The sequence below is a fragment of the Jannaschia seohaensis genome, assembly GCF_900116765.1.
Taxonomy (GTDB): Bacteria; Pseudomonadota; Alphaproteobacteria; order Rhodobacterales; family Rhodobacteraceae; genus Jannaschia; species Jannaschia seohaensis.
Genome location: NZ_UETC01000022.1, coordinates 1 through 20,890, shown reverse-complemented (window position 1 = coordinate 20,890; position 20,890 = coordinate 1). Strand labels below are relative to the sequence as shown.

The window sequence follows — 20,890 nt, the reverse complement described above, 5'->3', positions numbered from 1 at the left end:
CGGTTCACGTCGCAGCAATCCGGTCGGGACGGTCCGGACGGTTGTGCATGCTGCCGCGACCATTGGAGCATGCGAGCGCCGGAAAGTCGTTTCCAGAAAAGGGCAATTCCTTTCCGTGCCCGGCGCAGTGGCGGATCGCCTGCGGCGCGCGGGCGCCCACGCGCTCGATAATCTGCGGTCCCGTTTCGCGGTTCATATCGGCCATCTTCAAGTGAATGGTCCGTTCCCACAGGCGGCCAAACAGGACCGCCGCGGAAACAGATGGATTCTGCCGTTTTCATGGCTCTCCAAAGATTTAGCGGAAAGAGACATGAAGATGCGCGTGAAGATGGGCACAGTTGTGCCGAAGAAGGGCACAGTTGTGCACCTCGATAAGATCCCCGGCGACTATCGCGCCGCCATGGCCATGGCATTGCACGCCGAGCTCGGATCGACCCACCGGGCGATCAAGTCCGCCATGCGGTGGACAGACGCCAGCGAGCGGACCGTGAAATACTGGTTTGCGGGCGAGCGGGGGCCGAGCGGCGATCACCTCGTGTCGCTCGCGCGTCATTCCGATGCCGTGCTGATCGCGCTGCTCGCGTTGGCAGACCGGTTGATCGTGGAGAAGGCCGAGGACCGGGAGCGCCGATAGGGGGAGGTGTCGAGCGGCCTCGCTACCCTTGTCTCGTGTTCGATTTTGGTTATCTTGAATACACACGGAGCAGGGAGAGCGCCATGCCTCGCACCATCACCATGACCGTCCGCGTGAGCGGCGCCCTCAGCGAGTTCGTTGCGACCAATGTCGGCGAGGACGGCGCCTACGAGAACGTGAGCGAGTATATCCGCGCTCTGATCCGTCGCGACAAGGAACGTGCGGAGCGCGAAGCGTTCGATCGTCTGAAGGCCGAACTGAATCGTGCCTTCGCCGCGCCCGAGGACAGCTACAAGCCGCTGACCGCTGCTGAGGTGATCGCCCGGAACCGGACCTGAGCCCATGGCGATCCGGGTCCAGGAGGCGACCTCACTGCGCCTCGACGAGATCTACCGATACACCCGCGACCGCTGGGGCGAGGCGCAAGCCGAGATCTACGTCACCGGTCTGTTCGCCGCCTTCGAGCAGATCGATACACGCGGCGTCACGTCGAGGCCCGTGCCGGCCGAGTTCGGAGTGGAAGGGTACTTCTTCCGCTACGAGCGGCATTTCGTGTACTGGCGACGGCTCTCAAATGGCGACATCGGTATCGTCACGATCCTTCACGAGCGGATGCATCAGATGGATCGCTTCAAGGGGGATTTTTGGTAAGCCTCTGTCCAGATGTGAATTTTCTGGACAATGCCAGTGCTGCTGCCGGCGGGGCAGACTTGGAGATGGGGTGGATGTCGCTCTCTCCTGACGGCATCGCGATGTGCCAAGCTTGCGGTGTCAACGCACAAGCTGAAGGAGAGGGCATCCATGGGAGAGGTTACCATCATCGGCGTCGATCTCGCAAAGAACGCGTTCCAGGTGCACGGTGCGGCGGCGGACGGATCGGTGCTGTTCCGGAAAAAGCTGTCACGGCCGCAGTTCATCCGTTTCATGGCGGAACAGCCGCCGCGCTGCGTGGCGATGGAAGCCTGCGCCAGCGCGCATCACTTGGGCGCGACAGATGACGCGGCAGGGTCATGAGGCCCGACTGATCGCACCGCACTACGTCAAGCCGTTCATCAAGCGGCAGAAGAACGACGCGGCCGACGCGGAGGCCAACCGCGAAAGCCCGCGGCGTGAAGCTCGGCAACCCGAACGGGGCCGAAGCCCTGAGGCGCGCTGGAAAAGGCGGCAGGGCGCTCAGGGCGGCAGTCAGGACCAACGCCGATGCCCACGCCGCGGCGCTGGCGCCCATCGTCCGTTCGTTGCAAGCGGAGGGCCACCTCGCGCTCCATGCGCTCGCGGGGCAACTCAACGCTTCAGGAATCCAGACAAGGCGCGGAGGCAGATGGCACGTCTCGACCGTCCGGAACCTCCTCCGAAGGATTAATGGGGTCGGGTGAGAAATTCATGCATACTTCCCGTCCGACGACGCCAGCGAGCGATGCTCCGCTTCGGCGCATGCGAAGTCTTCGTCACTTCGCCGCCCTCCACGCCTCTGTCTCGAACCATTTCAACGAGGAGCGCAGTCTCTCGAGCAGATCCCTTTTCAAGGCTTACCGAACCGCCGCTCTCATCGAGTGGCGCGGGCCCTGCGCGACATGCAGCAGAGCGTCATGTCCATGCTCAGACCGATTTGGACTCGTTTGACAGAACCCCCGCCAGCGCCTCGAGTACCGGACACGTCCGTCCAGTGCAGCAGAAACACATTCCTCGCCAGATCGAGCCCGACCATCATAATCCCCGACACGACCCTCCCTCTCTGTGGATCGTCGCTGACCCACCTTGGCACACCAGATGCCGTCGAGGGGCGGTCACACCATCGAGGCCGCCCAAGACGCAAAGCGCCCCCGGCGGCCTCGATGTGTTAGAACAGGAGCACGTCATCCAGCCCCAGTCGCAGCCCGTCGGTCAGGTCGGCGACCGCGGTGCCGTCGATCGAGACCGTGCCGCTGGCCCGGTCGTAGGCCAGCTGACCCGAACGGATGACCGTGATGATCTCCGAGAAGCCGAAAGGCCGCAGGTTCGTGGAGCTATCGCCCAGGCCCGCGAACAAACGGTCGTCGAACAGAAGCGCGTCGTCTTCGTCGAAATCCTCGATCACGTCGAGGCCCTGTGGCCCGCCTGCCAGCAACACGAAGAAGTCGCGCCCCGCGCCGCCATTAAGGACGTCGTTCCCGGCCTGCCCAGCCAGGATGTCCGCCCCGTCGCCGCCGTTGATGACATCCGCCCCGCTCTCGCCCAACAGGAAGTCGCGTCCGGCTCCGCCGTCGAGGATGTCGGCGCCCCGCCCGCCGAACAGATCGTCGTTGCCGTCTTGCCCGTCGAGCACGTTGGCGAGGGCATCGCCCTCGATCACGTCGTCGAAATCTGAGCCTTCGACGTTCTCGAAGTTGACGACGCGGTCTCCGTCGGCGTCGCCTGCCGATCCGAGACCCGTTGCCAGGCTGACGGCGATGCCCTCGCCGGCGGTGCGGTAGGTGAGGAGGTCGGTCCGCGCGCCGCCATCGATGAAGTCGCCGCCGCCGCCCCCGCCGATCGTGTCGTTGCCATCGCCGCCGAACAGACTGTCGCCGGTCTCGCGAATGTCGAGGAACAGGTCGCCCGCCGCCGCACCCGCATTGGTCGTCAGCGCCGTCTGCGACAACGACGCCAGCGAGAGGAGGTCCGCCGCGCCGAAGTCCAGCGAGATGTTGGCCAGCGTGATTTCCGTCAGCTCAATCGATAGGTCCGGGCTCAGCAGCACCTCCAGCCCGTCGCCGAGGAACCGCAACGGCACGTCCCGCGCGGACTCGAACCCGAACCCGTCCAGGACGACCGTATCCTGTCCGTCTCCGAGCCCGATCAGCAGGTCGCGCGTGGCGCGGCCCGGTGCCGCGTCCGAGGCGGTGAAGACATAGGTGTCGTCGCCCGCGCCGCCCTCCAACGTGTCCGAGCCGCGGCCGCCGAACAGCACCTGTCCGCCGTCGCCGCCGGTCAGGCTGTCATCTCCGCGACCGCCGATCAGCGTGGCGCCCTCGCCGGTCGCGGTGACCGTGTCGTCGCCCGCGGCCGCGTCAATCAGCGACTCTCGGGTGAGCGTCGTGAAGGTGTCCCGCGACCCCGTGAGCAGCACGTTGGCGCGATCGACACCGATATTGGTCAGGACCGTGTCGCCCGACTCCGTCCGCGACACGCCGAACAACGCGTTCGTGAAATCGCCGTTGAGGCGGAAGTTGGCGTCGATCACCCCGTCGCCATCTCCGTCGATGTCGAACACCGCAGAACCGGCCGTCAACAAGACATCCTGGCTGTTCAGCCGGGCGCCCTCGATGACGATGCTGTCGCCTTCGCCGAAATCGGTGACGAGATCACCGTCGAGATCGGACAGTGCGCCCGATACGGTGTCGGCGCCCGCGCCGGTGGTGACCGTGTCGGCGCCCGAGCCCGTCTCGACGGCATCTGCCCCGTCGCCCAGATCGATGGAGTCGGCATCGCCGGAGCCGCGCACCCGGTCGTCCGCGCCCCCCGTCACGATCCCCTCGATCGACACGAGGGTGTCGGTGCCCTCCTCGGCGAGGACGAGGCCCTGTCCGAGATCGGCGAGAACCGGTGCCGTCGTGGCGGTGTAGAAGACGACGTCGCGCCCCTCGCCGCCGTCCAGGGTGTCGTTGCCTCCGCTGCCGACGAACTCGTCATTGCCGGCGCCGCCGAGGATCAGGTCGGGGGCCGCGCGGCCGAACAGGCGCTCAGCTCGCACGGAGCCTTCGAGCGTCCCGCCCTCTTCGCCCGCGAACAACTCCGCCGGGGCGCCGTCGGGCAGGATCAGGCGCAGGTCGGGCAGGTCTCCGGGGTCGAGATCGGCAATGACGATCGTGGTCCCGTCGCGCAGGCGCAGGATCGCGCCCTCCTCCAGAAGCTCGGGGTCGCGCGGCCGCAGGTCGATGGCACGCTCGATATCCGACAACTCGAAGGCTGTGAGGTCGATCGCGTCCTCGGTCACGTCGAAATCGCCGACGATGACCTCGCCGCCGCCGGGTGCCAGGCGGAACACGTCCGCGCCCGCGCCGCCCAGCAGGATGTCGCGGCCGCCCCCGCCTTCCAGCGTGTCGTTGCCCGCCCGGCCTTCCAGCACGTTGCGGTTGCCGTCGCCGACGATGACATCGTTGAAGCGGGAGCCTCGCACATTCTCGAACTCCAACACGCGGTCGAGGCCGTCGAAGGTATCGCGCACGAGACCGCCGCTCTCCGGCGGTTCGACCCCGTCGGGCAGCCGGCCCTCGGCCAGGCGTGCGTCGAGAAAGACGATCGCGCCCTCGCCACGGCGGGGGTCGAATTCGCCCGAGGTGTCGCCGATCTGGCCGTTGGCGAAGTCGGAGCGCGACAGGTCGAGCAAGTCGACCCCGTCGCCCCCGATCAGCAGGTCCGCGCCGCGGCCGCCGTTCATCGTGTCCTGACCGGCCGAGCCCAGGACGGTATCGTCGCTGGAACCGCCCTCGACTCCCTCGAAATTGGTGGCCGTCTCGACATTGCCGTCGCCGTCGATCAGCACGCCTGCCGTCAGGTCGACGAAGGCGCCGCCTCTGGTGCCGTCTTCCCGCTGCGTCCCGCCCGTGATGGCCAGGATGTCGAAGCCAGTGCCGCCATCGAGCGTGTCGAGCCCGACGCCGCCCGAGACGGTATCGTCGCCGCGCCCGCCAGAGATGTTGTTGTCCTCGTCATTGCCGTTGAGAAAGTCACCGAAATCGGAGCCGATAATCTGTTCGATGCCGGTGAACGTCGCGAGCCCCTGCAGGAAGTCGACCCGCGTCAGGCCGTTCTCGTCGGGTTCCTCGTTCGGGTTTATGTCCAGACCCGGATCGGTCAGCAGGAAGCTCGTGCCCGTGAAGTTGATGGTCGCCACGAGACCGCCCACCGCGCCGGACAGGTCGAGCACGTCCGCATCGCCCGCGCCGCCGTCATACTGGTCGAAGCTCGCAAGGAAGAAGGACGGATCGGCGGGCACGAAATCGTCGGGAAGCGCATCGGCCACGTGGACGATGGTATCGTTGCCATCGCCCGCAAGCACCGAGTCGCTGCCGCCGCCGTCGACGATGGTGTCGTCGCCATCGAGGCCCGCAAGCGTGTCGTCGCCATCGCCCCCGTCCAGCAGGTTCGCGAGCGTGCTGCCGTTGATGAGGTCGGCCTGCGCGGTGCCGATGACGCCCTCGATGGAGACCAGAACATCCGTCTGGCCGAAGGTGTCGAGGGCCGAGCCGAGACCGGTCTCTGGTCTCGCCTCGAGTTGGGCTACGATCGCACGCTCGCCATCCTCGCGGCTGTAATCGACGACATCGAAGCCGAGACGGCCCTCGATCCGGTCTTCGCCTTCGCCGCCCGTGAACAGGTTATCCCCGTCGCTGCCGAAGAACCGGTCGTCACCGTCGGTGCCGATGACACCCTCGACCTGCGAGAAACGTGCCACGTCGGTGCCCGGGTCCAGACCTTCCGATCCGAGCGTCCCGTCGCGCAGGTCGACGCGAACGCCGTCCCCGAGGAACCGCGCGTCGTTGATGCGGTAGTCGATGATGTCGAAGCCGACCCCCCCGAGGAAGAAGAAATCGTCAATCAGGAGCCCGGTCTCGTTGCTGAAGATCAGAGGATCAGCAGCGATGTCGTCCCCTGCGCCGCCATCGAAGCGGGCGACGATCCTACTCCCATCGGTGGCTTCGTTCTCGTCCAGCCTGTCGTCGCCGGAGGTGCCGATCACCTCCTCGACGTTCTCGAACGTGACCAGATCGACCTCTGCGCCGTCCGCGTCGAGCGCAGACACCGTCCCGTCGTCGATCGTGGCCGGGCCGCTCAGGCCGCTCAGATCGACCGTGTCGTCGTCTTCCCCGCCGTCGAAGGCGTTCACGCCGGTGCCGATGGCGTCGTCCGAAACCAGCAGCACGTCGTTGCCGGTCCCGCCGTCTATGGTGTCGGTCCCTGCGCCGCCGTCCAGCGTGTCGTCGCCGGACTCGCCCCGGAGGAAGTCGTCATCGGCGCCGCCGAGAAGAAGATCCGCGCCGTTGCCGCCGACCAGAGTGTCGTTGCCCGCCCCGCCTTCGACCTGCTCGTTCCGGGCGTCGTCCGGATCGCCGACGAACAGGTCGCCGCCGATCGAGCCGGTGACCCGCTCCACGTTCCTGAAGCTGACCAGAACGTCGGACGTCCCCCGCAGAAAGGCAATTCCCGAGCCGTCAGAAGACATCCTGACTTCCGCGTCGACAAGCTGGCTCAGATCCAGCGTGTCGAACCCGTCCTCTCCGTCGAAATCGCCGCGGCCGCCGCCATAGACATAGACGTCGTCGCCGCCGCCGGACTGTACGGTGTCGCTGCCGATGCCGCCCGTGATCGTGTCTGCGCCAAGACCCGTGCTCAGGAAATTCTCGCCGCCGCCAAGATCGACCTCGCGGTTCACGTCTCCGGCGAGGATGACGAAGCTGTCGTAGATGCCCAGGATCAGGTTCTCGAAGTTCCGCGTCTGGATCGACAGCGGGGCGCGCGCGTCGTCGAAGAACAGTTGAGATTCCTCGAACGGGGCCAGCGCATCCGGGTCGTCCGGGGTTTCGAGGCCGGTGAAGAATTGCACGAAATCGGCACCCTCGGGCACGCGCGACAGGTCCAGCGTGTCGGTCCCGGCGCCGCCGTCCAGCGTGTCGTCGCCGCCATTTCCGGCGATGATCTCGTTCCCGTCGCCGCCCACGATGACATCGGCGAAGGTCGTTCCGATCACGGCCTCGATGTCGATCAGCCGGTCGGTCTCGCCCTCTGCTATGACGGCCGTCCCCGGCTCGAGATCGTCCTGGACTTCTTCCAGCCCGCTCGAGACCAGCGTGACCTCGATGCCCGCGCTCAGCCCCTCGGCGCCGTAATCGACGGTGTCCTCGCCCAGCCCGCCATCGATCGTGTCCGATCCGCGGCCGCCGCTCAGCAGGTCATCGCCGGCCCCGCCCTCCAGCAGGTTGGCCGCGTCCGAGCCATCGATGACGTCGCTCAGGTCCGAGCCGACGGCGTTCTCCACGCCCGCGAAATCGACCAGCGTGACGTTCCCGTCGGCCCCGACCGTGACGGTGTCGGCATAGGCGCCCGCCGCCCGCTTAACCGTGCCCTTCACCGTGCCAACATCTGCGTTCGGCACGTCGGCATCCGGATCGTCGAGGTCGATGGCCACGGCGGCGGTGAACTCCGACAGGTCGATCGTGTCGCCGCCGGTGTCCACGGAGTCGCGAAGGTCGGTGTTATCATCGGGCGAACGGAAGCCGAGGTCGTGGGCGTGGAACAGGTCGCGCCCGCCCGAGCCCTCGATCACCGCGCCGGCGGCGTCGGTGGCATCGTCATAGACGTATCTGTCTGCCCCTGCGCCGGCAAAGGCGTCGTCGTCGCCCGCCCCGCCGACGATGGTGTTGTCGCCGAACCGGTCATCGAAGACGTCGTCGCCGCCGTCACCCGAAAGGAAGTCGTCGCCCGCGCCGAACTCCAGGCCGAACTGCGCCAGTGCCTCCTCGAGCAGTTCCTCGTCCTCGTCGCGCGCACGCCCGATGAAGAGCGCGCGGGGATCGAGCCCGATCGGCCCGCCCGCGAAGAAATCGCCCCCTTCGCCGCCGAACAGGGAGTCGTTGCCTTCCCCGCCGTCCAGCCGGTCGCTGTCGGCGCCGCCGATCAGCAGGTCGCGCCCGCCCAGGCCGCGCAGCACGTCGTTGCCGCCACGCGCGGAGATGTAGTTGTCATCGCTGCTGCCGATCAGGAAGTCGCCCTGCGTCGAGCCGATGACATCCTCGATGCTCACGAAGACATCGCCCTCGTCGTCGCCCGGATCGTCGCTCCTGCGTCGCTGGAGGAACCTGTTGTCGAGCGCGATGATGACGCCGTCATCGGAGTCCTCGTAGCTTACGAAGTCGCGCCCGCTCGACCCGTCGAAGATGTCGGCGCCGGGGCTGCCGAGGAAGGCATCGTTGCCGCCGAAGCCGAAGAACACGTCCGCCCCGTCGGAATTGAGGTCGAAGATCTCGTCGGCTTCGGTGCCGAAGACCCGGTTGCCCCGTGCGGGCAGGCCCGATGGTTCGGTGACCGATGAGGGCAACTCGCCTGCGGTCAGGGTGCGGCCGTCCTGTTCGTCATCGGTGAAGAAGACGTAGTTCTGCGGCACCGTGCTGACTGCGAAATAGTCGCGGATCGTCAGCTGCGCGTTTTCCTCGAAGATCAGGATCAGGTCGCTTTGCGTCTGGTCGGAGAAGAGGGTCGCATCCGCGAGTTTGCGGCCGATAATGTGGATCTCAGTGCGGCCCTGGGTCTCGCCGACGATGATATCGCGGCCGAAGTCGCGGCCCAGCACATATCGGTCGGTGCCCAGACCGCCGATCATCAGGTCGTCGCCAGCCCCCGAGATGAGGATGTCGTCGCCGCCGTCGGACGACAGCACGCCCTCCGCGCTGGATCCGATCAGGACATCGCGCGCGTCGTCGCCCGACGCGGTTACGGCTTCGAACCCGTCATAGGTGACGGAGCCGAAATCGTGGATCATCGTGAACACGGCCGACGCCGCAGCCGCGGCCCCAGCGTTCACAACCGTCGAGAGGTCATCGCGCCGGTCCGACAATGGCACGTCCGAGGTAGCGTCGATGGTGATCGATGAGGATCCGGCCGCGATCTCCAGGATGGAATAGCCAGATTCCTGCGCGCCGATCGAGATGCGGTCGAGGTCCGCTCCGCCCGAGATCCGCTGCGTGCCGCCGATATACTCGACCCGGTCATCGCCCGTGCCGAGATCGATCGTGTCGTTGCCCAGCGATGCTGCGACCACGTCGCGGCCGCCCTCGGTCTCGATGATGTCGTCGAGCGCGCCGCCGAAGACCTGGTCGTCGCCTTCGTTGAGCCGGACGACGAGGCGCTCGATGCCTCCGACGTTGACGCCGTTGCCGATATCGACCACCGACTCCTCGCCCGGCGCGGCATCGCGCGTGTCGAGGATGAGCCCGCCGAATTCCTGCCCAAGCCCATCCGTGAACAGGGTCGACCGGCCGCGCGAGAAGTCAGCGGCGAACACGTCGGCATCGCCCGCGCGCTCTCCGCCCGAATAGACCAGCCCGCCCTGGTACAGCAGGATGTCGTCGAACTCGTCCGAGCCCGCGATGTCGACCCCCTCGAAGGCGCCGTACCTGATGGACTGGTCTGCCCCGAAAGCGATCCTGGACCCACCGTCGTCGCCGAAGAAGTCGACCGCCGTCACCAGCAAGGAGTCACCGAAGGTGCCGCGAATCTCGTTCGAGGTGGTCTCGGCCGTCAGCGTCTCCAGGGAGAAACTGAGGTTCCCCTCGACGGCGTTCCCGCTCGAGACGACGATGCTCTGCTCCAGCCCCGCCTGCGCGAAGGCTCGCCCGTCCTCGCGGGTGTTGGACACGATGAGACGGTCGAAGTCGTCGCCGCCATCGGCCAGGTCGGCCCCGTCATCGGCCTCCCAATAGACAGTGTCGTCCCCGCTGCCGCCGAACAGCTCGTCCGCACCCGCGCCGCCGGTCAGCCCGTCATCGCCGGCGCCGCCATCAATCCGGTCGTCGAGCCGCCCGCCGACGATGGTGTCGTCGCCGGTGCCGTGGATCGTTATCAGTCGGTCTAGACCCTCCACGAAGACCCCGTTCTCGAGCCGCACCGCGTTGGTGTCGCCCTCGATCACGTCGTCCTCGATCACCAGCGAGATGCCGATCGACTGGTTCGAGAAGTCGGCGACGAACAGGTCGGCGTCACCTTCGCGCTCGCCGCCCGAGTAGAACACGCCGCCGTCATGCAGCAGCATGTCGTCGTTGCGGTCCGTGCCTTCGAGATGCACCCGCTCGACGCCGATCGCCCGGACCTCCGCCTCCGCGTCGCCATAGCTGTAGATCGTCGGGTTCTGGGCGTCGCGCAGGCCCGAGCGGCTCTCGTCCAGAACGCGCTGCGCGTCGTCGAACGACGCATCCGCGTCCAGCGTAATCCTTTCCGCGTCCTCACCGTCGAGCACCGCGGTGATCCGAATGCCCAGGTCGAGGTCAGATGTCTCGAAGGCCTCGTTGCCGCGAATGATCAGCAGGTCGTCGTCGAGGCCGGCCCGAGCGGGATTCAGGATGTCGACGAGCGCAAGGGAGTTCAGGGTGTCGCCGAACACGATATTGGACCCGCCCAGCTCCGGTGTGACCGACATCACGTCGTTGCCGCTGCCGCCAGCGATCGTGTCGGCCCCCTCGCCGCCGTCGATCCGGTCGTTTCCGCCGGCGCCCATCAGCACGTCATCCTCGGCCCCGCCGAAGAGGATGTCCGCCTGGTTGCTGCCCTCGACGATGAAGCGTTCGAAATCGGTAACGTTGGCGCCGGCAAAGACACCATCGGTCGCGTTGACGTCCGGCGACTGAGCGGTCGGGGCGCCGATCAGCACGACCCCCGGCCGCACCACCTCGGTCGTTCCGCCCGGCAGGGTGCGCGTGCCGCTTTTCACCTCCTCCCAGTCGGTGAAGCGCGCCACGAAGACGTCGACCGGCTGGGTGGACTCGTCGGAGGTGCCGCCCGCGTAGACATCGCCGCCGGCATAGAAGACGACATCCGCGCCCCGGTCGTTGCCGACCACGCTGATCTCCTCGACGTCGCTCCCAACGCGGACGAAGTTGCTGCGCGGTCCGGCAAGGAAGACGTCGATGGTCGGGGTGCTCGTGATGTCGGTCTGGGTGATCCCGCTCCAGACGTCACGCGTCGCGCGGTCAGGGTCTCCGGCGCCGAGCACCTCGGACAGGTCCGTCGCAAAATTGAGCGCGTCCTGGAAGAAGAGGAGGCCGAACTCCACGGGATCGAGATCGTCCGGCGTGAACCCGGTCGGGAAGCTGTCTTCACCCGGCTGCGTGATCCGCAGCGCGGTCTGGCCCACGATAGGCTCGCCGATATCCGGATCCTTCGTGACCAGCAGCTCGTCGATGCCCTGACCGCCGGAGAGCACGCCGCTGAACAGCGAATCGAATGGTGCGTTGACGAGCCGGCCTATCTCGGTGCGAAACAGGATCGCGGTGTCGTTGCCGCCATCGAGCGACCAGCGGTCGCGTCCGTTAAAGAAGTCGACGCTGATCCCGAGCGCGTCGTCGCCGCCGCCCATCTCGATATAGTCTTCGTCGTCGATGCCGGTGCGCAATGTGTCCGGCCCATCGCCCAGCCGCAGCACGAACCGTTCCATGTCGCGCACGTTGGTGGCGTGGTCGCGCGTGCCGTCCGCGCGGAAGAAAAAGAGGTTCGGGCCGCTATCGAAGGCGCCGACCTCGATGGTGGCGGGCGCGGTCTTGCCGACGTCCTCGAACGCCCCCGAGACGTCGCCGAACGGATTCGCGACGGTCGTCGTGCCCCCGACCTGCTCGCGCAACTGCTGCGCGCGGATGTCCCAGATGATGTGCTGGTCGGGATGCGCGGTGCGGAAGTCGCCGACGAAGAGGTCCCGCTCACCCACGCGCGGATCGCTGACGCCATTGCCATCGAGATAGACCGGCGCCTCGGTGCGCGGGAACTGCCGCAGCGAAGTCGACCCGGTGTAGACGACCACGTCGTCCTTGTCGGTGCCGACGACGTTGATGGCGAGCGGCTGGAAGTCCGGCGCCGCGCGTACATTGGCTGCATCCCCGTCGTTGGGGCGCTCGTCGACGGTTGAACGCAGCTGTTGTGTGCCGATCGAATAACGGTATTCGTCGACATTCTGGAGCTGTGTTTCCGCTCTGACAGCAAAGGAAAGGCGTTCGGCGAAGTAGTCGCCAAGTTCCGAATTCGTGGCGTCCGCTCCGAACTCGACGAACCTTCGAGGGTCAACGCCGCCATCGGGGTCCGTGAGGATATCGAGCCTGAAGCGCAGCCCCTCGTCGAAAGTCTGCCCTTCGAAGGTCGGCGCGGCGATCACGAAGTTGCGGTCCTCCTCGCCGAGCACGCGCAACTGCACCCTGGCCACATTGCCCGCGTCGCTCGCCGGCCAGATCCCGAATTGCCGCTCCAGCCGATTTTCGTTGGTGTAGTTCGGGTCCTCCAGCCTTTGGCCTCTGTCCTGCTCCACCAACAGGTTCGATCCGGTCAGGATCACTTCCTGCGCGCCATCTGGCAGGAATGGCGCCATCACGGTGTTGGCTAGGTCGATCCGCTCCTGTACGGCCTCGCCGAAGGCCTTGAGCACGGCGAAGGCGTCGGGCGAATCCGGGTCGAACCCCTCGGGCTCGATCTCCGAGAAGATGAACTCGTAGCGCTCCGACGCGGGGGCGGGCCCGAAGGCGCCCGGGCGGTAGCCGAGCTGGTCCAGCCGCGACGGGCCGGCACCCGGGTTCGAAAGCTTCCCGTCGTCGGGGATGTCGAAGGTCCCGCCCTCCAGCAGGAATTTCTGCTCGAAGAAGTCGAGGAGCGAGAAGTTGACCCCGCCTTCGGGGATGGTCTCCTCGACCGCCGGGCCGAAGCTGATGCCCAGCGTCTCGCCCAGATCGCCCCTGACGGCCAGCTTGAGAACCGTGACATCGACCTGGAAGCTGCCGCCCAACCCGACGCTATGGGTGACAAGGGCCTCGTCGATGTCGAAGAAGGCGTCGACGCCGATGATGCGGACAAAGTCGCGGCTTTCCTCGCCGAGAAGATCGGGCAGGGGAACCAGGATCTCGTCGTCGCCGAGTGACCCTTGCACGACCCGGTCGTCGGCCAGGTCGTCCGGTGTGCCGCTGTCGGAGACCAGCGTCACCGTCACCTGCGGCGTCTGTCCCGCACCGGGATCGAAGTCGCTTCCAAGGCCCAGGAAGGCGTTGAACTCCTCCTGGAAGTCGTCGCTGTTCAGGCCGAGGGTGACGCCTTCGATACCGTTCGTCTCGCCGTAATCGACCGTCACTTCCTCGGTGACCTTCAGTCCGGCCTTTCCGTTGACGTCCACGAACGACAGCTCGAAGGTGAGAAGGTTATCGTCGAGAAACGGGACGAAGTCCGCCAGATCGAGCTCGTCCTTGAAGAACAGCGACTTCTCCAGCGCCTTGGCGACGGCGCCGACGCCGGGAATATTGCCCAAGAGGCGCGTGAGCATCAGGTCGAGATCGCCGACAAGTTCGGCGAAAGTGACGTCGGAAAACCCCTTGTTGGACACCAGGGTAGAGCCTTGCGACTCCCCCTTCGTGTTCGCTCCGGTCGGGAGGCGAAGGTCGAGTTCGAAGAAATCGCCCAGCCTGAAGTTCACCCTCTGGTTGTTCTCGTCGATCTTGAAGAGGGTCGTTGCCTGTTCGGGCACGTTGAATAGGTCGAAATCGTCGATTTCTTCGCCGAAGGGGGCCAAGGGGAACCTGTAGTAAATGTCGCGCAGCCCAAGCGTGGCCCCGGCGATCAGGTCCAGCTTAACGCCGCGCGGGATCACCTGCTCGTCGTCGGAGCCCGCGTTCAAGGTGTCCGCGGTGCCCAGTCCGGTCGAGCGGCTGGTGAGGCCGAGAACCTCGAAATCCGAGAAGTCGAACTTGGCGAATATGTCGTCGCCCCGGCGGACGGCGTCGTCCGGATCCGACCCGATCAGGACCTTGTCATAGGCCGCGTTGACGCGGATGTCGGCGCTGGTGTTGAACGTGGGCAGCGAGCCCAGCGAGGCCTCGAAAACGAGGCCGAGCGTCAGTTCGATCTTGCCATCCACCGACAGCGCCCCGAGCGGCCCCAGATCCTCATCGACGATCGAGAACTGCTCGTCGATGCGAAGAACGAAGTCGTCGCCGCTGGCATAGCTCAGGCTGATCGGGTCGCCGCCGCCAAACAGCAGTTGGGTCGGAGTCTCGAAGCTCAGCTTGGAATTCGTGGTAACGTTGGTCATCGGACGGTCCCCCGGATTGATGTCGTGGGCCCGATCTCTTTGACCGACTTACGCACACATAATTAACCGAACCATCTGGGAATCTGAGTTGTCTACATTTGATCGAGGCAATTTCAGCTTGCGCTTCCCTGAGACCGGGTTTTGCGGAACATCGCGCCGGTCCCTGCCCAATATTTTCGCGTCCGACACGAAAACGAGCCTGGACGCACCCAAATCGCCTCGGTTGCCCTGACTATCGATATCGGTGTAGGGGCTTACATAGAAGTTCTTTGGATCGACGAAGCCTGTTTCCGACAGCGCGTCGATGATCCGGTCAAGAAACTCAAGCTGACCGGCGGTTAGCCGACGGTCGGCGATGAAGCCGCTGAACGCCTGTTTCGCGGCGGCACGATCCAGACCGGTGAGAGATCGCGGAAAGCGACCCAGCCCCTGTTCGGCCTTAATGGCCTCCAGATCTTCGGGGGCGGCGATGCCTGCTCCAAGAAGAAGCGCTCCAGTTCCTCCAAATCCTGCGCAGCCAACGGCTCGGCCTTGCGCAGCTTGATGAGCGTGATGTGGTCCCTGTGGGCTTCGATGAAGCGACGGACCTTCATCTTGAACCGCCCTTTGTCCACACCGGAGCCAACGTTGGGCAAGTCGATACCGGCACCGTGGCCGATCTCGTCCTCGAAGTCGGTGATGACGATCTTGCGCTCTGTTGGCTTGATCAGTTCGACCAAACGACCACTCCGCCGCCAGGTGCTGAAGAAATGGCGGCGGAGGTCGCCGGTCTCTCCCTGACCAACCGTCGACCGTTTGCCGGTAGGGCGAAGGTGTTCAGGGCGCTCGGACCTCTCTTGGTCACACCGTTGGAGGACGGCGCACTGATCCTGCCCACCAACGCCGGCCCGGTGCCTTCGCGGTTCGAGCCCATCGGCCCCGATCTCTGGCAGTATGAATGCGGCGCCCGGGTCGCCTTCCTCCGCGACGCGGATGATCGCGCATGGCGTGCTCTGGCTCGGCGGCGCGCCGGGACCGGTGTTCGCCATCCCTGGGGACAAATGGGCTGCTTTGCTTGGTCTGGCTGTCTTCCTGTTTCTGCTCGGTCCGCTGCCCGAGGAAATCGGCTGGCGCGGCTACGGGCTCGATGCGCTGCTGACGGCGGTCTCGCCCCTTGCGGCGGCGGGTGTTCTGGGCCTTGTCTGGGACGCGTGGCATCTCCCGCTCTTTGCGATCCCCGGCTATTACGACGCGTTCGGAGGGCCGCCGGTGCTCTGGCTGTTCATGTGGTCGATCCTGATGAAGTCCATCGTGATGACATGGGGCTATCTCGCCTCCGACAGATCGCTCCTCGTGATGGTGGTCTTCCACTTCATGATCGACGCCACGGGCGAGGCGATCCCCATGCCGGTTGAAGCCGAGGCCGTCTTTCAAGTGCTTCTGACCGTGACCGCCATGGTTGCGGCTTTCCGGCTTTGGCACATCGGAATGAGGCAGAGCTGATGTGGATAGCGATCTTCGGCTACGGTCTTGCCGCGCTCGCGCTGGCCACCAGCGCGGGCATGATTGTCCTCGGTCGCCGCTGGCAAGTGATCGAGGCGTCCGCTTACGGCGGCGCCCGTCGACCGATTTGGTTTTGGGCCGCGGCGGCCGGGCTCCTTATTATCTGGGCGCTTGCGGCTGCGGACTTCGCGGCGTCGGACCGAAACTGGGCCGGATGGGCGCTGATTGCAGGCGTGCCGCTTGGCTGGGCGCTGAAAGGGGCGGCGGTGGTCTTCAATCCCGAGGGGCGCAAGGCCGTGTCCGGGATCGACACCGACAAGGGCTGGCGACGGATCGGGCTAGCGCGTCTGCCAATCGTATTCGTGCTGATTGCACTGGCGGCCTTTGCTTGACCGGTCAGACCAGCGAAAGAACCACCATGCTCGTGCTCGTCAAAAGCCCGAGGATTTCCGGCGCGCGCCCTGCACCCGCCGGGGCACACGCCCGGGTCCCTCTCCGTCGTTCTCGACGAGGGGCGCGTAATTGCCGGGGATCCGGATCGACAGGCGCTTGAGATCAACCGACGTCATCGACGTGCTGTCGGATCCGTTCATCCTGCGCGGCGTTCCCGAACATATCAGATCCGACAATGGTCCGGAGTTCGTTGCCAAGGCCGTGAGAGAGTGGATCGCCGCCGTCGGCGCCCGAACCGCCTACATCGAGCCGGGAAGCCCATGGGAGAACGGCTATTGCGAGAGCTTCAACGCGAAGCTGAGGGGCGAGCTGCTCAACGGCGAGATATTCTACAGCCTGGCCGAGGCGAAGATCGTGATCGAGAGCTGGCGCCAGCACTACAACACCAAGCGCCCGCACTCATCCCACGGCTATCGACCGCCAGCGCCGGAGGTGGTCCAGTGGCCGGCTCCGCCATCCGGAGCCGCTTCGACGGTCACACCAACCGTAGCTCCCAAACCCGTCATGCACTAAGACTGAAACCGGACCACTTCCTTGGGGCAGGTCAAGGTCATGCCCCATCTCACGATCATTTTGCGACGCGATAAACCTAGCGCTCCTGCCCGAACTGATCGACAAGCCATGTCTTCACGACGCTTATGGCATGCGTTTTTGGTGTGTCTTTAGGCGTCACCAACCAGTATGCGTAGCTCGCATCCAGTGCCAGGGAGAACGGCGCCACCAGTCTTCCTGCCGCGATATCGTCAGAAACCAAGAGTGACCGACCCAATGCCACGCCCTGATGGTCGACGGTTGCCTGGAGGATCGCCCCGTCATCTCCCAAACGTGGGCCGCAGGGCGGGGGCGAATTGTATCCTGTGGCTTCGAACCACGCGGACCAGCCTTCTGGAATATCACCATAGAGAAGCGTAGCGCGGTACAAGTCATCTGGCGTTTCCAATGCATGCGTGCGCGCATACTCGGGTGAGCAAACGGGTTGAACTGTCTCGGTTGCAAGTCTGATGGCTTCGACATCACCCGCAGGATGCGGGCTATAGCGGATCGCTACGTCAATGCCCTCGGTGTCGAAATTCACTATGTGCCGCGACGCGGAAATTCGAAGATCGACATCGGGGTGTGCGGCAAGAAATTGGCCTAAACGAGGTGCAAACCAACGGACAGCGACCGATGGGAGCATCGACAAGGTCACAACCTGCTCTGATCGTCCTGCTTCTGCTACGGCGTTGCTTATACGGTAAAGGGCATCAGCCAGTTGAGCCGCCAGTCTCTCGCCTGCAGATGTAACCTTCAGCCGGGCGCCATTCCGAAGAAAGAGCGCAATGCCCAGAGTGGCCTCAAGGTCCGCCACCTGCCGCGACACGCCGCTTTGTGTGATCCCGAGCTCTGCTCCTGCGGCAGTGAAACTACCGCAGCGCGCTGCGGCCTCGAAGACTTGCAAAGATCGCAGCGGCGGCTTTGCATGAGTAGAAGGCATGCTGATCCCCGGATTTTCTCATTATGTCAGAATCATATCTCACTTTAACATGACATGAAGTCAAACAGAATTGCGGGCAAAAAATGACGGACAGCCAGATCTCCCAGAACACGACCTTGGGCTTGAAATCCCACTTGCCGGACTTGCCGCTAGTCATCTGGATGGTCAGTCTGGCACTAACGCTAGGGCTGGTAGGCGGGTCCAGCGCGGAGCAGGTTATCTCTGGGTTTAACGCTGGCTTCGGGCGCGCCTTGGGAGAATTCGCGTTAATCCTGCTGCCTTCGTTCACGTTGGCGGCGGCGCTTTCCCGTCAAAACATCGCTTCCGATACAGCAGGTCGGGCCACGGCGCTCGCATCGCCCATTGCAGGTGCTGGCATGATTTGCCCTGATACCGCCTATGCGGCGCTTTCATCAGCTGCGGGGCGCTACAAACTATCCATGGCATTCGGCGCGTATGCCGGTTTTAAGTTAATTTACCCGGCTGGACCGCTGATTGTAGCCACAGGGCTGGGCGTTCTCGGTTCGCCCGAGATAAATCCGCTTGCATTAATGCTTATTGGAATTGGCCTCGCGCTACCTGTTTGGGCCGTTGGGGCGATCTGGGCCCGTCTTGTCGCAGTTGAGCATGCGGACAGCTCTGAACTTGAAACTGCCAGAGCCGATCTGCTGTTGAAAGCATTCACGCCGTTCTTTGTGATGGCCGGACTGTTAGTCTCGGGCAGTATGATAGGGCAAACGGGTTTCGGTGTCCTCGACTTTCTGCTGATGCCCAAAGGAGCATTGGTCACTGCGGCAATCGTTGCGTTGATTCAAACGTCACCTGATGCAAGGCGCGCCTGTCTCGACAGCGCTGTAAGGCGCACCGGGTCGCTGCTCTTGCTGATCGGGGCGGCCAGTGCATTTGGTGCTGTATTGACCGAAATGGTAGAATTCGATCGCCTTGCCCCACAAGGCAGTGGTGCGGCGACGCTCTTGGCCCTTTTTTTTCTAACTGTTCTGTTCAAGCTTACGCAGGGCTCATCTATGGCGACATTTGCCGCCATTTCGCCAGTTGCGGCTCCGATCGTTGCCAGTAGCAACGTTAGCGAGGTCGGCGCCGTTTTCGCGATATGCCTTGGCTCCTTCATCGCTATCTTGCCGAATGACAGCTTTTACTGGCTTGTGCGCAAGGATGCTCTGGCAACGGAAGCAGAAGGTCGCGCGATCTGGGTCCTCACCGGAGGAGCTGTCGCACAAGCATGTTTCGGGATGGCGCTATTGCTGGCGTGCCTGGCATTTCTGGCATGAGCTCGGAAGTAATCAGGACACCGGTCCCAGAAGATGCCGCAGCAATTTCGGAAATCCATGCGCAGGGCCTCGCTACTGGCCACGCATCATTCAGCGATAAGCCTCATGATTGGACCAGTTTCTCGGCAAGCTACATGAAAGGGTGCGGATTGGCGCTGATTACGGAAGATAGGAACGTTCCGGCGGCTTGGGCGGGCGTTGCTTCAACATCCACGCGGATGACCTATAGGGGCGTCGGTGAAATCTCTGTCTACGTGTCGAACGATCAACGTCGAAGCGGTTTGGGTCGTCAGCTTTTGCAGGAGATGATTTCAACTTCGGAGAAAGCGGGATACTGGACATTGGTAGCTCAGGTCTTTCCCGAAAACACTGCCAGCCTAGCACTTCATTCGAAAATGGGATTCTCGGTTGTTGGCAGAAGGGCCATGCTGGGGCTGATGAGCTATGGCCCGTGTGCGGGTCAATGGCGCGACGTCATAATGATGGAACGCCGCAGCGACTTGGTTGGTCGATAGCGGGGGCGAAACTCAGCGTGGTACGCCTTATTAAACCGCGTAATGTCTGGTCAACGACTTCGGCTGAGCGGATTTGGCGGCTTGACGGTGCTGGTAGATCAATTTGAATTCGTCTCCGACGGGGCCGTGGAACAGCGCCTTGTTCAGCTCAGTGACCGCGCCATTCGATAGGGCGGCGGGACGGTTTCGCTTGAAGAGAGGTCTGCTAGTGGCCAGGGTTCATAACCAGACCATGACTGTTGCAGATGGCTGAGAGGAAGACCTTTGAACCGCGCCGGGTTTGCCGGGGGCTGATTTCGGTTAGTTACGCGGCCATGCCTTCAGTTTCCAGAGCTGCGTAAAAGTTGGCCTCAGCTTCGGCAGGCGGGATATTCCCGATAGGCTCGAGGAGGCGGCGATTGTTGAACCAGTCGACCCATTCCAACGTCGCGTATTCGACCGCCTCGAAGCTGCGCCAGGGGCCGCGGCGATGGATGACTTCCGCTTTGAAGAGTCCGTTGATGGTTTCGGCCAGGGCGTTGTCATAGCTGTCGCCGACGCTGCCCACCGAAGGTTCGATGCCGGCCTCTGCCAGCCGCTCGGTGTAGCGAATGGACAGGTATTGCGAGCCGCGATCGCTATGATGGACCAGCCCCATGGCTTTCGTCGGTTTCCGGTCATGGACAGCCTGCTCCAAGGCATCCAGAACGAAGCCCGCGTATGCCGAGGTGCTGACGCGCCAGCCGACGATCTTGCGCGCATAGGCGTCGATGACGACAGCTCCATAGACGAAGCCCTTCCAGGTGGCGACATAGGTGAAATCGCTGACCCAGAGCATATTAGGCGCCGGCACGCGAAACTCGCGGTTCACCTTGTCCAGCGGGCAGGGGACCTTCTTGTCCGGGATCGTCGTCCGGTGCGGTTTGCCGCGGATGATGCCTTGGATGCCCATGTCCTTCATCAGCCTTGCCACCGTGCAACGTGCGACGTCGAAGCCCTCCCGGACGAGCTGCCGCCAGACCTTACGGACGCCATAGACCCGCCAGTTTTCTTCGAAAACCCGCCGGATCTCGGGCCGCAGGGCCTCATCGCGGCGGACACGATCCGACAGGCGTGACGGGTCAGCCCGCTTCGCCAAGTGATCATAGTAGGTCGAGGGGGCGATCGGCAGCGCCGCGCAGATCGCCTCGACCCCATGCGCATCACGATGCGCCTCGATGAAATCCACCATCACTTCGACCGGCGGTCGAGCTCCGCCATCGCAAAATACGCCGAGGC

15 protein-coding genes, 3 pseudogenes and 1 other annotated feature are annotated in these 20,890 nt (G+C 64.3%); of the genes and pseudogenes, 11 read left to right on the top strand and 7 right to left on the bottom strand.

Annotated elements, in window-relative coordinates:
• Window positions 1-4 precede the first annotated feature (4 nt).
• Window positions 5-205, bottom strand: a complete 201-nt coding sequence (locus tag DTQ71_RS22025; RefSeq protein WP_245947697.1) for a hypothetical protein — start codon at window positions 203-205, stop codon at window positions 5-7.
• Between the two features lie 105 nt (window positions 206-310).
• On the opposite strand from DTQ71_RS22025, the gene DTQ71_RS22020 reads away from it, so the two are divergent.
• The 6 genes and pseudogenes from DTQ71_RS22020 to DTQ71_RS24495 form a co-directional block, all read left to right on the top strand.
• On the top strand, window positions 311-634 hold the full coding sequence (locus tag DTQ71_RS22020) for a hypothetical protein (protein WP_109566444.1): 324 nt from the start codon (window positions 311-313) through the stop codon (window positions 632-634).
• Between the two features lie 83 nt (window positions 635-717).
• The gene (locus DTQ71_RS22015; RefSeq protein ID WP_109566443.1) at window positions 718-972 is read left to right on the top strand and encodes a ribbon-helix-helix domain-containing protein; all 255 of its coding nucleotides are present in this window, start codon (window positions 718-720) and stop codon (window positions 970-972) included.
• A 4-nt stretch (window positions 973-976) separates the two neighbouring features.
• Window positions 977-1,285: a type II toxin-antitoxin system RelE/ParE family toxin gene (locus DTQ71_RS22010; protein ID WP_109566442.1), complete on the top strand. Its 309-nt coding sequence runs from the start codon at window positions 977-979 to the stop codon at window positions 1,283-1,285.
• Between the two features lie 150 nt (window positions 1,286-1,435).
• Window positions 1,436-1,745, top strand: a pseudogene (locus DTQ71_RS22005) (IS110 family transposase); the annotation flags it as partial.
• Window positions 1,744-2,010 carry a recombinase family protein gene (locus DTQ71_RS24725; RefSeq protein WP_109566441.1) on the top strand — a complete coding sequence of 89 codons (267 nt, stop codon included), beginning with the start codon at window positions 1,744-1,746 and terminating at the stop codon, window positions 2,008-2,010. The pseudogene DTQ71_RS22005 and the gene DTQ71_RS24725, both read left to right, overlap by 2 nt.
• A 14-nt stretch (window positions 2,011-2,024) precedes the next feature.
• Window positions 2,025-2,257 (top strand): annotated as a pseudogene (locus DTQ71_RS24495) (hypothetical protein); the annotation flags it as partial.
• Between the two features lie 217 nt (window positions 2,258-2,474).
• Here the strand turns inward: DTQ71_RS24495 and DTQ71_RS21990 are convergent.
• The 3 genes from DTQ71_RS21990 to DTQ71_RS24485 are packed head-to-tail and all read right to left on the bottom strand — an operon-like array spanning window position 2,475 to window position 15,139.
• Entirely contained in the window at window positions 2,475-14,420 is an 11,946-nt protein-coding gene (locus DTQ71_RS21990) for a hypothetical protein (protein ID WP_109566440.1), read from the bottom strand.
• Between the two features lie 48 nt (window positions 14,421-14,468).
• Complete coding sequence (locus DTQ71_RS24490) at window positions 14,469-14,846, bottom strand: type I restriction-modification enzyme R subunit C-terminal domain-containing protein (protein ID WP_342768150.1); 378 nt, start codon at window positions 14,844-14,846, stop codon at window positions 14,469-14,471.
• A complete protein-coding gene (locus tag DTQ71_RS24485) occupies window positions 14,759-15,139 on the bottom strand; it encodes a hypothetical protein (RefSeq protein ID WP_245947696.1) in 381 nt (126 codons plus the stop codon). The genes DTQ71_RS24490 and DTQ71_RS24485 overlap by 88 nt, the downstream gene beginning before the upstream one ends.
• Before the next feature lie 253 nt (window positions 15,140-15,392).
• Here DTQ71_RS24485 and DTQ71_RS21980 point away from each other — a divergent pair, with 253 nt between their 5' ends.
• Both DTQ71_RS21980 and DTQ71_RS21975 read left to right on the top strand, forming a co-directional pair.
• A complete protein-coding gene (locus DTQ71_RS21980; RefSeq protein ID WP_245947695.1) occupies window positions 15,393-15,902 on the top strand; it encodes a CPBP family intramembrane glutamic endopeptidase in 510 nt (169 codons plus the stop codon).
• Entirely contained in the window at window positions 15,902-16,294 is a 393-nt protein-coding gene (locus tag DTQ71_RS21975) for a hypothetical protein (protein ID WP_109566438.1), read from the top strand. The genes DTQ71_RS21980 and DTQ71_RS21975 overlap by 1 nt, the downstream gene beginning before the upstream one ends.
• Window positions 16,295-16,333: 39 nt before the next feature.
• On the opposite strand, the gene DTQ71_RS23725 is transcribed toward DTQ71_RS21975, so the two are convergent.
• Entirely contained in the window at window positions 16,334-16,471 is a 138-nt protein-coding gene (locus tag DTQ71_RS23725) for a hypothetical protein (RefSeq protein WP_170125542.1), read from the bottom strand.
• Here DTQ71_RS23725 and DTQ71_RS21970 point away from each other — a divergent pair.
• A pseudogene (locus tag DTQ71_RS21970) lies at window positions 16,434-16,868 on the top strand (integrase core domain-containing protein); the annotation flags it as partial. The gene DTQ71_RS23725 and the pseudogene DTQ71_RS21970 sit on opposite strands and share 38 nt — an antisense overlap.
• Window positions 16,869-16,944: 76 nt before the next feature.
• On the opposite strand, the gene DTQ71_RS21965 reads toward DTQ71_RS21970, so the two are convergent.
• Window positions 16,945-17,829 carry a LysR substrate-binding domain-containing protein gene (locus DTQ71_RS21965; protein WP_109566437.1) on the bottom strand — a complete coding sequence of 295 codons (885 nt, stop codon included), beginning with the start codon at window positions 17,827-17,829 and terminating at the stop codon, window positions 16,945-16,947.
• Between the two features lie 83 nt (window positions 17,830-17,912).
• Here DTQ71_RS21965 and DTQ71_RS21960 point away from each other — a divergent pair, with 83 nt between their 5' ends.
• Together DTQ71_RS21960 and DTQ71_RS21955 are read left to right on the top strand one after the other, a co-directional pair.
• Complete coding sequence (locus DTQ71_RS21960; protein ID WP_109566436.1) at window positions 17,913-19,118, top strand: GntT/GntP/DsdX family permease; 1,206 nt, start codon at window positions 17,913-17,915, stop codon at window positions 19,116-19,118.
• Entirely contained in the window at window positions 19,115-19,633 is a 519-nt protein-coding gene (locus tag DTQ71_RS21955; RefSeq protein WP_170125543.1) for a GNAT family N-acetyltransferase, read from the top strand. The genes DTQ71_RS21960 and DTQ71_RS21955 overlap by 4 nt, the downstream gene beginning before the upstream one ends.
• A 304-nt stretch (window positions 19,634-19,937) precedes the next feature.
• On the opposite strand, the gene DTQ71_RS21950 is transcribed toward DTQ71_RS21955, so the two are convergent.
• Window positions 19,938-20,890, bottom strand: a 953-nt coding sequence (locus DTQ71_RS21950; protein WP_109566462.1) for an IS3 family transposase, incomplete at its 5' end; no start/stop codon positions are given.
• Window positions 20,769-20,885: a sequence feature (AL1L pseudoknot), on the bottom strand. It overlaps the preceding gene by 117 nt.